Origin of the sequence: Pseudomonas costantinii, from assembly GCF_001870435.1 — a bacterium.
Classification (GTDB): Bacteria; Pseudomonadota; Gammaproteobacteria; order Pseudomonadales; family Pseudomonadaceae; genus Aquipseudomonas; species Aquipseudomonas costantinii.
This window is the reverse complement of record NZ_MDDR01000038.1, coordinates 25,197-40,261: the sequence shown is the minus strand read 5'-3', so window position 1 is coordinate 40,261 and position 15,065 is coordinate 25,197. Positions and strand designations below refer to the sequence as shown.

General features: G+C 60.3%; 13 protein-coding genes. 9 read left to right on the top strand and 4 right to left on the bottom strand.

Features of this window, described 5'->3' with window-relative positions:
• Positions 1-63: 63 nt before the first annotated feature.
• Positions 64-963 (bottom strand): PA4780 family RIO1-like protein kinase, encoded by a 900-nt coding sequence (locus BFL40_RS23620; protein WP_071486197.1) that lies wholly within the window; start codon positions 961-963, stop codon positions 64-66.
• Between the two features lie 134 nt (positions 964-1,097).
• Positions 1,098-2,375 carry an acetyl-CoA C-acetyltransferase gene (locus tag BFL40_RS23615; protein ID WP_071486196.1) on the bottom strand — a complete coding sequence of 426 codons (1,278 nt, stop codon included), beginning with the start codon at positions 2,373-2,375 and terminating at the stop codon, positions 1,098-1,100.
• Between the two features lie 113 nt (positions 2,376-2,488).
• On the opposite strand from BFL40_RS23615, the gene BFL40_RS23610 reads away from it, so the two are divergent.
• The 4 genes from BFL40_RS23610 to BFL40_RS23590 all read left to right on the top strand — a co-directional run bounded on the left by BFL40_RS23610 (position 2,489) and on the right by BFL40_RS23590 (position 8,509).
• Entirely contained in the window at positions 2,489-3,841 is a 1,353-nt protein-coding gene (locus tag BFL40_RS23610) for a 3-oxoacyl-ACP reductase (RefSeq protein WP_071486195.1), read from the top strand.
• 2 nt (positions 3,842-3,843) lie between these two features.
• Positions 3,844-4,692, top strand: a complete 849-nt coding sequence (locus BFL40_RS23605; protein ID WP_071486194.1) for a MaoC family dehydratase — start codon at positions 3,844-3,846, stop codon at positions 4,690-4,692.
• Positions 4,693-4,994: 302 nt separating this feature from the next.
• Positions 4,995-6,641: a collagen-like triple helix repeat-containing protein gene (locus BFL40_RS23595; protein WP_218176714.1), complete on the top strand. Its 1,647-nt coding sequence runs from the start codon at positions 4,995-4,997 to the stop codon at positions 6,639-6,641.
• Between the two features lie 185 nt (positions 6,642-6,826).
• Complete coding sequence (locus tag BFL40_RS23590) at positions 6,827-8,509, top strand: ShlB/FhaC/HecB family hemolysin secretion/activation protein (protein WP_071486191.1); 1,683 nt, start codon at positions 6,827-6,829, stop codon at positions 8,507-8,509.
• Between the two features lie 61 nt (positions 8,510-8,570).
• Here the strand turns inward: BFL40_RS23590 and BFL40_RS23585 are convergent, their stop codons facing one another.
• Entirely contained in the window at positions 8,571-8,975 is a 405-nt protein-coding gene (locus BFL40_RS23585) for a response regulator (RefSeq protein WP_071486190.1), read from the bottom strand.
• Positions 8,976-9,035: 60 nt separating this feature from the next.
• Complete coding sequence (locus BFL40_RS23580) at positions 9,036-9,221, bottom strand: Flp family type IVb pilin (RefSeq protein ID WP_071486189.1); 186 nt, start codon at positions 9,219-9,221, stop codon at positions 9,036-9,038.
• A gap of 330 nt (positions 9,222-9,551) precedes the next feature.
• Between BFL40_RS23580 and cpaB the strand changes: the two genes are divergently transcribed.
• The 5 genes from cpaB to BFL40_RS23555 are packed head-to-tail and all read left to right on the top strand — an operon-like array spanning position 9,552 to position 15,064.
• Positions 9,552-10,478, top strand: a complete 927-nt coding sequence (cpaB, locus tag BFL40_RS23575) for a Flp pilus assembly protein CpaB (RefSeq protein ID WP_071486188.1) — start codon at positions 9,552-9,554, stop codon at positions 10,476-10,478.
• Positions 10,479-10,493: 15 nt separating this feature from the next.
• Complete coding sequence (locus tag BFL40_RS23570; protein ID WP_071486187.1) at positions 10,494-11,714, top strand: type II and III secretion system protein family protein; 1,221 nt, start codon at positions 10,494-10,496, stop codon at positions 11,712-11,714.
• Positions 11,711-12,904, top strand: coding sequence for a CpaE/TadZ family protein (locus BFL40_RS23565; RefSeq protein ID WP_071486186.1), 1,194 nt, complete (start codon positions 11,711-11,713; stop codon positions 12,902-12,904). Before BFL40_RS23570 ends, BFL40_RS23565 begins: the two co-directional genes overlap by 4 nt.
• A complete protein-coding gene (locus tag BFL40_RS23560; RefSeq protein ID WP_071486185.1) occupies positions 12,901-14,169 on the top strand; it encodes a TadA family conjugal transfer-associated ATPase in 1,269 nt (422 codons plus the stop codon). Before BFL40_RS23565 ends, BFL40_RS23560 begins: the two co-directional genes overlap by 4 nt.
• Positions 14,170-14,182: 13 nt before the next feature.
• Entirely contained in the window at positions 14,183-15,064 is an 882-nt protein-coding gene (locus BFL40_RS23555) for a type II secretion system F family protein (RefSeq protein ID WP_071486184.1), read from the top strand.
• Position 15,065: the final 1 nt, after the last annotated feature.

Below are 15,065 nucleotides of genomic sequence, written 5' to 3'. Positions count from 1 at the left end.
AGACGCGGAGCGTCCCTGGCTACATTCCCACGCGGAGCGTGGGAACGATCATTTTCCGGGAGATCACTGCATCCAAGGCGGTGGCGGTGGCTCGTCGGACACCTTGCTCGGTGGCGCGTCATCCGCCGCACGAATCGCCTGGCGACGCTCTTCATCCAGCCGCGCCGCTTCGATCTCGCGGATTACACCGCCCACGTCCGCCAGCTCTTCCGGCTCGTCGAACTCGCCGGTCAAGACGCTGGCCGGGTGCAAGGTGCCGGCTTCGTACAACGCCCACATTTCCTTGGCGTACTTGGTCTTCTTCAACTCCGGGGCAAAGCGCCCGAAGTAGGAAGCCATGTTGCCCACGTCCCGCTCCAGCATGCTGAACGCATGGTTGTTGCCCGCCGCATCCACCGCCTGGGGCAGGTCGATGATCACCGGGCCGGTTGGCGTAAGCAGTACGTTGAACTCGGACAAGTCACCGTGCACCAGGCCGGTACACAGCATCAGCACGATTTGGGAAATCAGGAAGGCGTGGTATTCGCGCGCCTGGTCCGGCTCCAGCGTCACGTCGTTCAGACGCGGCGCTGCGTCGCCGTACTCGTCGGCCACCAGTTCCATCAACAGCACGCCTTCAAGGAAGTCGAACGGCTGGGGCACGCGAACGCCCGCACCGGCCAGGCGGAACAGCGCCGCCACTTCAGCGTTCTGCCAGGCATCTTCGGTTTCTTTCTTACCGAACTTGGAGCCCTTGGCCATGGCGCGGGCCTGACGGCTATTACGGACCTTACGGCCTTCCTGGTATTCGGACGCCTGACGAAAACTTCGTTTGTTTGCCTCCTTGTAAACCTTGGCGCAACGCAATTCATTGCCGCAGCGCACCACATAAACAGCTGCTTCTTTACCACTCATGAGTGGGCGCAGCACTTCGTCGACCAGACCGTCTTCGATCAGGGGTTCAATGCGTTTAGGAGTCTTCATCAGCTTTTATTGTGGGTCCTGTATTACCAAACACGCGTGTGGCACTCGTTATACGGCAATCGGCTCGCCGGTGGGAGGGGCTACCGACCTCTGACCACCGAAGAATGCATCAGATATGCCAATTTCATGCTTTATCAGCGTTCGATAATCGCCGTCACACCCTGGCCTCCGGCGGCGCAAATCGAAATCAGCCCACGCCCCCTACCGGCGGCGTCCAACAGCTTGGCCAGGTTGGCGACGATGCGCCCACCAGTAGCAGCAAACGGATGCCCTGCTGCCAGAGAGCTACCTTTGACATTGAGCCGGCTGCGGTCGATGGAGCCCAGTGGCGCGTCCAACCCCAGGCGCGTCTTGCAGTAGTCGGCATCTTCCCAGGCCTTGAGCGTGCACAAAACCTGGGCAGCGAATGCCTCGTGGATTTCGTAGTAATCAAAGTCCTGCAATGTCAGGCCATTCCTCGCCAGCAAACGAGGCACGGCATACACCGGGGCCATCAACAGGCCTTCGGCGCCGTTGACGAAGTCCACCGCCGCCGCCTCACCATCACGCAAGTACGCGAGGATCGGCAAGCCGCGCTCTTTGGCCCAGGCCTCACTGCCCAGCAGCACCAACGATGCACCGTCGGTGAGTGGCGTAGAGTTGCCTGCGGTGAGTGTGCCCTTTTCGCTGCGCTCAAACACCGGCTTGAGGCTGGCGAGTTTTTCCAGGGTCAGGTCGGGGCGCAGGTTGTTGTCACGGGTGAGGCCGAGAAACGGCGTGAGCAAATCGTTGTGCCAGCCTTCAGCGTAGGACGCAGCCATTTTCTGGTGACTTTCCAGTGCAAGCTGGTCCTGTTCGGCGCGGGGAATCTGCCAGGTCTGCGCCATCAATTCGCAGTGTTGGCCCATGGACAATCCGGTACGCGGTTCGCCGTTGCGCGGCAGCTCCGGCTTGAGGTGATGCGGACGAAGTTGTAACAGGAGTTTTAATTTATCCGCCATGGATTGGCTGCGGTTGGCTTGCAGCAGGATCTTGCGCAGCCCCTCGTTCACGCCGATCGGCGCGTCGGACGTAGTATCCACCCCGCCCGCAATGCCGCACTCAATCTGGCCCAGGGCGATCTTGTTAGCCACCAGCAACGCCGCCTCAAGCCCGGTGCCACAGGCCTGTTGAATGTCATAGGCCGGGGTTTGCGGCGACAGACGCGAGCCCAGCACACATTCACGTGTGAGATTGAAGTCGCGGGAATGCTTGAGTACCGCGCCAGCGGCCACTTCGCCCAGACGCAGGCCGTGCAGGTTATAGCGTTCGATCAAGCCCTCCAGGGCAGCGGTCAACATGTCCTGGTTGCTCGCCGTGGCATACGGGCCATTGGAACGGGCGAAAGGAATGCGGTTACCGCCAATGATCGCTACACGGCGCAATTGAGTCATGGAAAGCTCCCTGATGGATGTGGGTGGAATCATCAAGCCTAGCCTAGGCTGATCGAACGACTACCGCCCCGGGGTGGTCAACCTTTTGAACCCCAGCCTTTGGAGAGCGTTCCATGTCTGACCGTTATATCGACTTCGCCAACTCAAGCCTCGGCCATCGCTTGGTCGCCGCCATTGGCCTGCCGTCGCCGGTACGCTTGGAACGCTGGCAAGCCGGGCGCCTGCGCCCGGTGGAAGGGGCGTTGCTACTAGGCGGAGGGGCGCTGGCAGCCAAGGTAGCGGTGTTTGCCAACAAACTTACCGACGCCATTTACCGCTACGGCCCTGAACCGTTGACCCTGACCGCATGGATTCCTGGGCACAGCCCAAAACTCAAGGCGGTGGTGTTCGACGCCAGCGAATTGCAGCACACCGACCAGCTCAAGCAACTGCGCGAATTCTTCCAACCGCTGCTGAAAAACCTGGATAGCAGTGCGCATCTGGTGATTCTTGGTCGTGCACCAGAAAGTCTCAGCGATCCATTCGCCGCCAGCGCCCAGCGAGCCCTGGAGGGTTTCAGTCGCTCCCTGGCCAAGGAATTGCGCAGCGGTGGTGTGTTGCAACTGCTGTATGTGGGCGAAGGCGCCGAGGACCAATTGGAAGGCGCGCTACGGTTTTTCCTGTCGCCCAAAAGTGCCTATATCTCGGGTCAGGTCATTCGCCTGGCAGCCTGCGCCACGCCCGTCGAGGATTGGACTCGCCCCCTGGCCGGGCGCAAAGCGCTGGTCACCGGCGCCGCCCGTGGCATTGGTGCGTCCATCGCCGAAACCCTGGCGCGCGACGGCGCCGACGTGATCGTGCTCGATGTGCCCCAGGCCAAAGCCGACCTCGAAGCCCTGGCTGCACGCTTGGGTGCGCGCACTGTTGTGCTGGATATCTGCGCCGAGGACGCTGCCAGCCAATTGGTTGAACATCTGCCGGACGGCCTCGACATTCTGGTGCACAACGCAGGTATCACACGCGACAAGACGCTGGCCAATATGACCCCGGAATATTGGGATGCGGTGCTGGCGGTCAACCTCAATGCACCACAAGTGCTGACCAAGGCCCTGCTCGACAGCGGCACACTGCACGACAACGCTCGCGTGGTGCTACTGGCATCGATCAGCGGCATTGCCGGCAATCGCGGGCAAACCAACTATGCCGCGAGTAAGGCGGGCTTGATCGGCTTGGCCCAGGCTTGGGCACCGCTGCTCAAAGAACGCGGCATCAGCATCAATGCCGTGGCGCCTGGTTTTATCGAAACCCAGATGACTGCGCATATCCCCTTCGCTCTGCGCGAAGCCGGGAGGCGCATGAGTTCGTTGGGCCAGGGCGGCCTGCCGCAAGACGTCGCTGAAGCGGTGGCCTGGCTCGGTCAACCGGGCTCCGGTGCAGTCAGCGGTCAGGCACTACGGGTATGTGGGCAAAGTTTACTGGGAGCGTAAGCATGGATTGGCAGACCTTAGGCAGCACGCCGTTTTTACCGCCGCTGTATTGGCGCGCGGCGCTCAAACGCAAGATCACCGGCAGTACATTGCCAGAGCAAGGGTTGCGCTGCCGAGTGAGCGTCAATCCCAAGGACGTGGCGGCCTATCGCAAAGTCTGTGGCTTTGCCGACAGCCCGTTTCTACCGGCGACTTATCCACACATCCTTGCGTTTGGCCTACAGATGCAACTGCTGACCGCCAAAAACTTTCCGTTCCCACTCCTGGGGCTGATTCACCTGCGCAACTGCATACGTATCCATCGACCACTGGGTTCCGTGAGTGATCTGACTGTCACTGTGCACACGCAAAACCTGAAGCCGCACGCCAAGGGTGCAACCTTTGAAGTGGTGACCCGCATCGAGGACTCCCTCGGCCTGCTGTGGGAAGCCGAGAGCCGCATGCTCTGCCGAGGCGTGAAGCTCGAAGGCGAGTCGGCGGATGGCACCTTACCCAGCCCCACGCGGGTCAGCGAACTGACCCGCTGGAAAGCCCCCGCCGACATCGGCCGGCGCTATGCCCGAGTGTCTGGCGATTACAACCCGATCCATCTGAGCGCACTGACCGCCAAGTTATTCGGTTTTCCCCAGGCCATCGCTCATGGGTTGTGGAACAAGGCGCACGCCCTCGCGGCGTTGGGCGAACACCTGCCTGTCGCCAACGTTGAAATACTCGTCGAATTTAATAAGCCGGTACGCCTACCCAGTGAAGTCACCTTACTAACCAGCGCTCCCGGCCCCCGCGGTGAATTACTGTTAAACGGAACGAACAACATTGAACACATGATAGGCAAGTGGCAGCCCATCGCCTGAAAAACACGGCTTAATTGTATATATACACCTTAAGTTATAGCGATACTTATCAAGCTATCTACTTTACTTAATACACTGATTTTAAACACATAAACCCCACACACAACCCACCAACTACACCTTTAGGATTAGTCACCAAGCACTTAAGCCTCGTCAGTATATAAATCGTTAATACCAAGTTGAGCATTGCATGAAAGAGTGCCCTGGCCTGTTATAGCCACACGGACAAACGCATCGTTATCCCTAGAAATAACGAGTGTTTGAAAACAACCCAGGTTGTACAGGTGCAAGGGAACTCAATCATGAAAACTCAAACTCAAGTAGTGCTGTGGAAAACAAGTACCGCGCTGGCCCTGATCATGGCGATGAGCCTCGGCGGCTGCAGCAGCGGTGGTGGCGGACACCACACCAGCGTTGCGGCGTCTTCTCCTGATTCCGGGGCCGGAACCGGTAGTGGTTCAGGCGGTGGCACCGGTGGTGGTACTGGTGGTGGCACTGGCGGTGGCACTGGCGGTGGAACAGGTGGCGGTACTGGCGGTGGCACCGGTGGTGGAACAGGTGGCGGTACTGGCGGTGGCACTGGTGGTGGAACAGGTGGCGGTACTGGCGGTGGCACCGGCGGTGGAACAGGTGGTGGTACTGGCGGCGGCACAGGTTCGACAACCCCTCTGGTCACGGGCCAAATTGTCGGCGCCGTGGGCGGCACTGTGGGTAATGTAGGCTCGGCGGTCGGTGATCTCGGCTCGGCCTTGACCGGCGTTCCCATTGTCGGTGTGACAGCTGGCGGTCTGGTCACTGCCACCGGCAACGCCGTGACCAGCATCGGTACCGGCGTTACCACGGGCCTTGGCTCCCTGGGCACTAACAGCAACTCCCTGGGCATAACCGTCGCTGGCGTAGGCAATGGCGTCGCTGATTTGGGCACCGGCGTTTCGGATGTGGGTCAATCCCTGGGAACCACGCTGGGTGGTATTCCAGTCGTAGGTGGTTTGACCGGTGGTGTCGGCGGCGCAGCGGGAGGCCTGGTTGATAAGGTCGGCCAAGCCGTGACCATGCTCGGCGATACCCTTAGTACCGCCAGTACAACTGGCCCACTGGGCTCGCTGACAAATACTGTCGGAGGCAAAGTCCTCGTGCCTGTGGTGTCCCTGGTGGAAAACACCGTCGGCAACCTCGGCACGGCCACCGGCCTGGGCAGCCCAGTCAATGGCCTGCTGGATAAAGTCGGCTCCACCGTGACAGGCCTGGGCACTCAAGTCGCCAGTGCGGGCGGTACAGGCAACCCTGTCACCACGGCCGTAGGCGGTGTACTGACTGGCGTCGGCGGCGTGCTCGACAAATCCGGTGGCTATGTCGCACCCGCCGGTGGCGGCTCAGCTTCCGGCCTGCCGGAACTGCTGGGTGGCCTGATTGCCAACGTGGGTAACGGCCTGAATGCCGGCAACACCAACGGCACTGTCAGTGCAGCCGGTGTAACCGGTGGCGCACTGGGCGGCACTGTCGCCTCCCTCGGCACCATCATCGGCGGCAATGGCATCACCAACACCGCCGCCACGTCTCCGGTCGCAGGCCTGGCCACTAATGTCGGCGCAGCCCTGAACCCTGTGACGTCCGGTGTCGCCAGCCTGACTCAAAACATCGGTAACACCACGGGTCTTGGCGCTCCAGTCAACGGTCTGGTGGCTCAAGTCGGCGGTGCTGTCAGTGGCCTGGGTACTAACCTGACCGCAGCCAACGCCAACCCGATCACCAACACCCTGGGCACCACCGTAACGGCAGTCGGCGGTACCGTGGCCTCGGTGGGTGGGCTGGTGACTGGCGGTACCAGCAGCGGTGGCGGCCTGCTCGGCGGCCTGAACATAGGCGGCGCCTCGACCGGTGGCAGCACAAGCACTGGCACCAGTGGCGGCCTTGGAGGTTTGTTGGGTGGACTGACCGGCAAAAAATAGAATTGCACCTGGCCGAATAGACGGCCTCCCCTACAGCGCCTACGCTTGGTTGAGACGAGAGACCCTATAAGTCTCTCGTCTTTTTTATGGGGCTTGTTTTAAAGAACGATGCTTGGCTTTCCCGAACCGCGTCCCAGAACGCGGCGGGCCCGAAACGCTGCTGCAGTTTGACCATGGAGTGTCCTATGCGCGTGTTGACGCCGTTGTTATTGCTTACCCTCAGTGCCTACGTCCAGGCCGAAACCCTTCCCAGCTTCCTTAACAGCAACGACACCATCCGCAACCTGCCGGTGCCTAACCTCCCCGCCGACGCCTATCGACCTGTCACACCACAGACCCAAGTGCCGGAGGCGTCGCCCACCCAAGGCCAACCCTTGTTGATGGACACCAAGGTCACCATCCGCAAGTTGCAGATCGACGGCGGCACGATCTACCCACTCACCGAGACGGCCAAGGCCTACGCGCCGTTGATTGGTCATGAGACCAACCTCGCACAATTGATCGAAGCCACTCGCAGCATCACCCGTCGCTACCAAGAGGACGGCTATCTGTTGTCCTACGCATTCCTGCCGCAACAAAATTTCGAAAACGGCCTGGTTCGCGTGGTGTTGGTGGAGGGTTACATCAAGGATTACCAACAAAGCGGCGACATCGGCTCGGTGTCGGCCTACGTCGACAAGCTTGCCAACAAACTCCTGGCCGAACGCCCGCTGACGCGCAAGACCTTCGAACGCTATACCACCCTCATGAGTCGTATCCCCGGAGTGACCCTGCAAGCGCAAGTGCCCCCGCCGGGCACTACCGATGGCGCCACGCACATGGTGATCCAGGCCAGCCGCAAGCCGTTCACCACCAGCATGAGCCTGGTCGACAACAACCGCAGTGGCACGCAAGCGTTGCTCACCGCCACCAGCAACTCCCAGACATCCATGGGTGAGCAGCTCAACGTCAGCGGCCTGTTCCCGCCAGGCGACGACAAAGAGCACTACTACCGCGTGGGCTACAGCCAGTTCATCAATGCCGAGGGCAGCCAGTTGGCGTTCGGCGCCGAACGTTATCGCGCCGACCCCAAGACCAATGTACAACTCGATGGCGGTTTTGAACTCAAGCCGCACCAGTCGATTGATCGCTACACGATTGGCCTGAGCCACCCGCTGATTGCCTCGCCCACCGAGTCCTTGACCCTGGGCACGCGCCTGTATGCAGTGGATCAAACCACACGCTATCAACTGGTGGGCTACCCGCAGCGCTTCGACATCGAAACCAACCTGCGCGCGCTGGCCTTCGAGGGCGACTGGCGCAAATCCGACACGCGACAATTGCGCATCCTCAGCGCCGGTTTGTACCAGGGCATCAACAGCCTGGGCGCCAGCACCCGCAGCGACCTGGCGGGGATAAAGCCGGACTTGGACTTCTTCCGCCTGCGTCTCTCTGGTGTGCAAAGCGACAAGTTCTTCGATAACTGGCAAGGGGTGGCGTCGGGGGCGTTCTACTGGAGTGATAACACCCTGCCCGACAGCGAGCGCGCTACTTTCGGCGGGCAAAACTTCGGTCGGGGCTACCCCGATGATCAGGCCTCGGGCGACAAGGGCTGGGGCGTGGCATATGAGGTCAACTACAGCTTCAACCGCGCCGGTGACTGGGTGAAGATCCTGCAACCCTACGTCGTGCTCGACCGCGCCAAGACCTGGTTCAACGAGCTGCCGGTCAAAGGTAACGACATGTCATCGGCCGCTGTGGGCCTGCGCTTCGGTGATAACAAGTACTACAACATTGCTCTGGAGGCAGCTAAGCCGATGTCGGATATCGCCCTGGACAGTTTCAACCGGCGGCCGCGGTATACGTTGAGTTTCAGCTACCAACTCTGAATGAGAGGACGGGGGATGTGTGGCGAGCGGGGTAACCCCGCTCACCACAAGAAGCCCGCGCCTACAGCGAAGATTTTCTCAGGGGGAAAAGGCTGTCGAGGGTATCGATCAGCCGCACCAGGTAGATGGGCTTGCGAAACAGATCCAGCACCTGCAAGCGCAGCATATCGCTGACGTCATCCATCTCGGCATGCCCCGACATCACAATCACCGGCAAGTGTTGGCGATCGGTGTGTTCACGCAGGCGCTTGATCAGGGAGATACCACTTTCCTCAGGCATGCGCAGGTCAGTGATGACCAAAGCGATATCGGGATTCAGGGTCAGTTCCTGTAAAGCGGCAGTGACGGAGGTGGCGGTGAAACAGACGAAACCCTCGTTCTCCAGCGACTCAGCCAGTTCAACGAGGGCATCTTCTTCGTCGTCCACCAACAGGATCTGTTGGCGAAGAGGTGAAGCAGCATTCATGAGCAACTCCTAACGTGACCAGTCACTGACGAGTGTGCTCATAAGGTGCTGTGAAGGTCACTAAATGGCGTTTGTGATTTTTGTAAACAGAGCAGTGATCTGTGGTGACAGCGTAGTCCCGGCGGCCAGTATGATCAACGCCACAATCGCCACGAGAATCAGGTATTCAATCGCCGTCGCGCCATCTTTGCGATTAAAAAGCAGCTGGAGTTGAACGTTAAGCTTCATCAAAAGATCAAGGAACATAAGACTCTCCTTTGGCGACTCGGCGCCCTATCACAGTGCTGCACAGTAATTGCGATGTGCCACTGGAGCATTGTCAACAAACCTCACCCTCACAACTGTAAGAATGGATTAATCACAAAGTAGTAAGCGTTTTATTGGCGCCTTAAATCCGTGTTTTCAAAGGATCCTTTCGTATTTGTAAGAAATCTTTCTGTCAGTAATGGCATTTTGTCCTAGCTGAACTACCTTCAAATAGCGAAATAGTTAGTCACTGTTCATAGCAGCCAAGTTGCGAAATGAGTCCGTTCGGATACACGGGCTGTGTGGTGCAACAGGAAAAGGAGAGCCGTCATGAACACTCGTCTCAGCATGATACTGGCCGGTGTGCTCTTGGTCGGTGCGTTATTTGCCGGTTATTGGGGGTTGGTCCTCAGCCGGGAGCCTGCTCCAGCACCGCCTCCGCCGCCACAGGCCGCTCCTGTCGAAAAGACCATTGCCGTGGTGGAAGACCAAACCCGCCAACCGGTAGTCGTACTGGCTCACGATGTGCCGCCCTTTGTTGCCCTGACCACCGCTGACCTCACTGTAGAAAAACTGCGCACGGCGCCGGCTGGCAGCATGACCAATGTTGACCAAGCCATCGGCCGTACGCCGTGGAGGGCCTTGCGCGCCGGCACCTGGCTAAATGAAGAAAGTTTCACCTCGGGTGGCCCGTTGGCCCGCATGATCCGTCCGGATGAACGCGCCCTGGCCGTCGCCATTGATGAAGTGATTGGCGCTGGCGGCCAGTTGAGTCCAGGCGACTACGTGGATGTGCTGCTGTACCTGCGCCAAGACGCCGCCAACCTCGAGCAATCGGCACAAGTCGTGGTCCCCGCCATGCGGGTACTCAGCATCGGTGACCAAATGGGCCTGAGCAACGACGGCACGCCCGCCTCGCTGCCACCGGCAACCGCTGAAGAAAAAGCCCAACGCCGTGCACCCGCTCGCACCGTGGTGCTGGCTGTGCCCGAACCTTTGCTGAGCCGGCTGATGTTGGCCACCCAGGCCGGCACTTTGCGCCTGGCCGTGCGCAGCGCCGATGAACGTTTGCTGAGCCACTACTGGGCGGGCGAAAACGATGCACCGGACAAGTTGCAAAGCGCCAACCGCGACCTCTACCAATTCACTCAACTAGCCTTCGCCCAAGCACCGAAAAAACTGGCCCTGAGCGGCCCACGCCGTTCCGGCGTCGAGGTGATACGCGGCAATCAAGCAACCCAACAAACGCCCGACTGAACAAGGATGCTTTGCATGAGCCGACGTTTCGCACCAGTGTTCACGCTGAAAATCGCCTGCGCCCTGATGCTGTCGAACCTGTCTGTGGGCCTGGCCCTGGCCTCCCCAGGCAACTGCGGCAGCCTGGGCCAATTGCCCGCCGCCCTCTCGGTAGGCGAGGGCATGCAACAGGAACTGCAGTCACCGGTCGCCATCACGCGCCTGGCGATTGGCGACCCGAAAGTCGCCGATGTCCACCTTAATGGCGACCGAGGGTTTCTGTTGACCGGCGTTGCCCCCGGCACCACCAGCCTGATGGTCTGGACTGCGTGCTCCAACACGCCACGCCAGAGCATGGTGTTCGTCAAGGGCAAGGCCACCTCGGCACTGACCAGCTTGTCTTTGTCGCCGTCGGACGACCCCTCGCTGCCCAGCCAAGTGCAGACCGACATCCGTTTTGTCGAGGTCAGCCGCACTAAGCTCAAGGAGGCCAGCACCAAGATTCTGGGCATCGGTAACAACTTTTTTCTCGGCAGTCCCAACCTGGTCTCCCCCACACCCAGTACCTTCAAACTGCCGGTGAGTACTGACAACTTCAATATAGGATTTGGGGGTGGCCGAGTCTCAGCGATGATCAACGCCCTGGAAAGCAGTGGCTTTGCCTACACCCTCGCCCGCCCAAGCCTGGTGGCCATGAGCGGGCAAAGCGCGACCTTCCTCGCCGGTGGCGAGATACCGATCCCGGTGCCCAGCAGTGGCAGTAACAACATCTCGATCGAGTACAAAGAATTCGGGATTCGCCTGACCCTGACCCCCACCGTGATCGACCACAACCGGATTTCCCTCAAAGTGGCACCGGAAGTCAGCCAGTTGGACTACACCAATGCCGTGGTCATTCAAAATATCTCGGTGCCGGCCCTGACCGTCCGCCGCACCGACACCAGCGTGTCCCTGGCTGACGGCGAAAGCTTCGTGATCAGCGGCCTGATCAGCAGCACGAATACCACCAGCATCAGCAAGTTTCCCGGCTTGGGCGACATCCCGATCCTGGGTGCGTTTTTTCGCGACTCCTCGGTTAACCGCCAGGACAAAGAGCTGCTGATGATCGTCACGCCGCACCTGGTGCAACCGTTGGCGGCCAACGCCCAATTGCCATCCTTACCGGGTGAGAAGCTGCGCAATTACGACCCGAACTGGTACCGCCTGTACTTCCTGGAAAACGGTAATTTTGACCGGCTCAACGGGTTGTCCCAATGAGCGATAGCCTGAGCCAGACGTTTCTGGCAATCACCCGTAACACCACCGACCTGGAATGGCTGCAGGGCGCGCTGGCGCCGCTTGGTCAAGTGGTTAGCGCCGGTAGCGGCACCCTTGATGAATTGCTTGCCCTGGTGGACGTGACCTTCTCCAACCTGGTGTTTATCGGCCTCGACCGCGAGCATGTGGTCGCCCAAAGCGCGCTGATCGAAGGCGCGCTGGAAGCCAAGCCGATGCTGGCCATCGTCGCCCTCGGGGACGGCATGGACAATCAGTTGGTACTGAATGCCATGCGTGCCGGCGCACGGGATTTTGTCGCCTACGGTTCACGCTCCAGTGAAGTGGCGGGGCTGGTGCGCCGCCTGAGCAAACGCATGCCTCCCGTGACCACTAACACCCAACTGGGCGGCCTTACCGTGCTGTACGGCACCCAAAGCAATGCCGACGGCGCGCTGTTGTCTAGCCACCTGGCGCTGGTGGTACAAAATAGCGGCCAGCAAACCCTGCTGCTGGACCTGGGTCTGCCCCGAGGGGACAGCCTGGCGCTGCTGGGGCTGGAAAGTTCGTTCAATTTCGGCGATGCGTTGCGCCACCTCAGGCGGTTGGACACCACCTTGATCAACAGCGCCTTTACCTCGACGGAAGATGGCCTGCGCATCCTCGCCTACGCGCCCAATGATGAGCCCCTGGAGCTGACCAGCGCCGCCGAGCTTTACATGCTGCTCAGCGCGTTGCGCCAGCACTTCCAGCACATTGTGGTGAACCTGTCCGGCCAGCCGGACAGCGAAGCCTTGCGCACCTTTGTCAGCCACTGCGACAAGCTGTTGTGGTGTACCGATCAGAGCGTGCTGGACTGCCGCCGCAACCTCGCCGTGCTGAACCAGTGGCGCGAAAAAGGCATGAAGCTGGAGCACGCCAAGCTCTTGGTCGATCGCTATATCAAAGGCTGCGCGCCCGACGCCGAAGCCTTGGGCAAAAGCTTTGGCCTGGAGGTGATCGCCGTGTTGCCGTTAAGCCCGGAGGTACGCCTGAACGCGAAAAACCAGGGGCAAACCCTATTCGCCCTGGTCCCGCGAGAAAGCCTGACACTCGGTCTGAAAAGCCTCGGCGAGCGCCTGGCAAAACGCTCGGAAACTGGCCAAAAACCGGCTACCCGCTGGTTGGAACGTTTGCTGGGAACGGGTAAATGAACGGCGAGAAACTCTTCGGCGCGCCCGCTCGCGGTATCGGTGGTAACACCGACCACGATGGCCTGAAGCTGGTGCTGCATCGCTACATCATCGATGCCATTGAGGAGTCGGGGAAAAATCTGCTGGAAGGTTCGCGCCAATTGTTGACGCAATTTGTCATCGACAAGGTGGCCGAATACATCAACCGCATGCACCTGGCGATTTCCCGCTACGAGATGGAGCGCCTGGCCGAAGAAATCGTCGACGAGCTGACCGGTTTCGGCCCGTTGGAAGTGCTGCTACGCGACCCTTCCGTCACTGAAATCCTGGTCAATGGCCCGCACCGGGTGTTTATCGAACGTGACGGTTTGCTGCACCAAAGTGACCTGCGCTTTATCGACTCCCACCACGTAGAGCGCGTCATGCAACGCATCCTTGCACCCTTGGGTCGGCGCCTGGACGAGTCGTCACCGATGGTCGATGCGCGCTTGCCCGATGGCAGCCGGGTCAACGCGATCATCCCGCCGATTGCCCTGGACGGGCCGTGCTTGTCGATCCGAAAGTTTCGCAAGGACATGCTCAAGAGCAGCGATCTGGTGGCCATGCAAACCATCGACCAGAACATCTTCGATTTCTTTCAGGTGGCGGTGGGCAAGCGCTGCAACATCCTCATCAGCGGGGGGACCGGCACCGGTAAAACTACACTGCTGAACATCCTCAGCCAATTGATCAACCCCCATGAACGTCTCGTCACCATCGAAGACGTGGCCGAATTGCAACTGGGCCACCCCCACGTGGTGCGCCTGGAAACCCGACCGCCGAACGCCGAAGGCCACGGTGAAGTCAAGGCCAGCGACCTGATCCGCAACGCCCTGCGGATGCGCCCCGACCGTATTATTCTCGGCGAGATCCGTGGCGTGGAGGTGCTCGACGTACTGACCGCGATGAACACCGGTCACGATGGCTCCATGAGTACCGTGCACGCCAACAACGCCATGGATGCTCTGCTGCGCCTGGAAACCCTGGTGGGTTTGACCGGTCGGGTGGTGGCCGAAAAGACCCTGCGGCAAATGATCTGCGCGGCCCTGGATGTGGTGATTCAACTGACCCGGCTGCCGGATGGCCGCCGCTGCGTCAGCGAAGTGGTCGAGGTGGTGGGCATACGCGAAGACGTGTATGTGACCAATACCCTGTTTCGCCATGACCGGCGTACCGGCTTCGGGTTCCTGCGTGAGGCGGTCAACCCCGCCGGCGAGAAACTGCGCCACGAACCGGCACTGCCTTGAAAGGGACACAACCATGACCGGGGCCATCCTGCTACTCATCTGCCTGATCCTGATCGGACTGTCGATTCGATCGTTTCAAAACGGCCTGCGCCGTGCGCAGACCGAACGCGTCTTGAGCCGTCTCGCCGAAGGTCAGCCGCAGTATGCCGAAGAGGCCAGCCGATGGAGCGGTGTAGAACGCATGTTCCTACGCGCAGGCTTGGGCAAACCCACCGACAGCCTGGGGCTTTGGCTAGCAGCATGGGCCCTGGGCGCCGTGCTGGGATTGATGGTTGCCAGTTGGATCGGCCTATTGGTGATGTTGGTATTGCCGCCTCTGCTGCTGCGCCTGTACATCGCCTGGCGCTACCAACGGCTAATCACGCGAATGATCGAACAGTTGCCGCAATTGCTCGACCACACGGTGCGCAGCCTCAAGGCCGGGCGCACCCTGGCCGACGCGGTGCTGGGCGGCATCGAGGTTGCCGAGGACCCACTGCAACGCGCCATGGGCCGTATTCAGCGCAACGTACAGTTGGGCGTCAGCCTGCCGGAATCTGTCCACGATTTCGCCGAATTCTATGAGCGCGACGAGTTCCGCCTGTTCGCGCTGGGCTTGAAGGTCAACCACCGCTATGGCGGCAATGCCAGCGAATTGTTGGAGAACCTGATCAAGATGATCCGCGAGCGCGAGCAAGCCGCTCGCCAGCTACGCGCCTTGACCGGTGAGACCCGTGTGACCGCCTATGTACTCTGCGCCCTGCCCATCTCGATGATCGGCTATTTCCTGGCGGTCAACCCCGCGTACCTGATGACCATGTGGAACGACGGCACCGGCCGCATCCTGTTATTCGTGGCCCTGGGCATGCAGATGCTGGGCGGCCTCACCTTGTGGCGCATGTTGAGGAGCGTATGAA

Excerpts from the sequence above, each read along its gene's own strand:
- BFL40_RS23620 (WP_071486197.1), bottom strand. The coding sequence starts at position 963 with ATGAAGACTCCTAAACGCATTGAACCCCTGATCGAAGACGGTCTGGTC.
- BFL40_RS23615 (WP_071486196.1), bottom strand. The coding sequence starts at position 2,375 with ATGACTCAATTGCGCCGTGTAGCGATCATTGGCGGTAACCGCATTCCT.
- BFL40_RS23610 (WP_071486195.1), top strand. The coding sequence starts at position 2,489 with ATGTCTGACCGTTATATCGACTTCGCCAACTCAAGCCTCGGCCATCGC.
- BFL40_RS23605 (WP_071486194.1), top strand. The coding sequence starts at position 3,844 with ATGGATTGGCAGACCTTAGGCAGCACGCCGTTTTTACCGCCGCTGTAT.
- BFL40_RS23595 (WP_218176714.1), top strand. The coding sequence starts at position 4,995 with ATGAAAACTCAAACTCAAGTAGTGCTGTGGAAAACAAGTACCGCGCTG.
- BFL40_RS23590 (WP_071486191.1), top strand. The coding sequence starts at position 6,827 with ATGCGCGTGTTGACGCCGTTGTTATTGCTTACCCTCAGTGCCTACGTC.
- BFL40_RS23585 (WP_071486190.1), bottom strand. The coding sequence starts at position 8,975 with ATGAATGCTGCTTCACCTCTTCGCCAACAGATCCTGTTGGTGGACGAC.
- BFL40_RS23580 (WP_071486189.1), bottom strand. The coding sequence starts at position 9,221 with ATGTTCCTTGATCTTTTGATGAAGCTTAACGTTCAACTCCAGCTGCTT.
- cpaB (WP_071486188.1), top strand. The coding sequence starts at position 9,552 with ATGAACACTCGTCTCAGCATGATACTGGCCGGTGTGCTCTTGGTCGGT.
- BFL40_RS23570 (WP_071486187.1), top strand. The coding sequence starts at position 10,494 with ATGAGCCGACGTTTCGCACCAGTGTTCACGCTGAAAATCGCCTGCGCC.
- BFL40_RS23565 (WP_071486186.1), top strand. The coding sequence starts at position 11,711 with ATGAGCGATAGCCTGAGCCAGACGTTTCTGGCAATCACCCGTAACACC.
- BFL40_RS23560 (WP_071486185.1), top strand. The coding sequence starts at position 12,901 with ATGAACGGCGAGAAACTCTTCGGCGCGCCCGCTCGCGGTATCGGTGGT.
- BFL40_RS23555 (WP_071486184.1), top strand. The coding sequence starts at position 14,183 with ATGACCGGGGCCATCCTGCTACTCATCTGCCTGATCCTGATCGGACTG.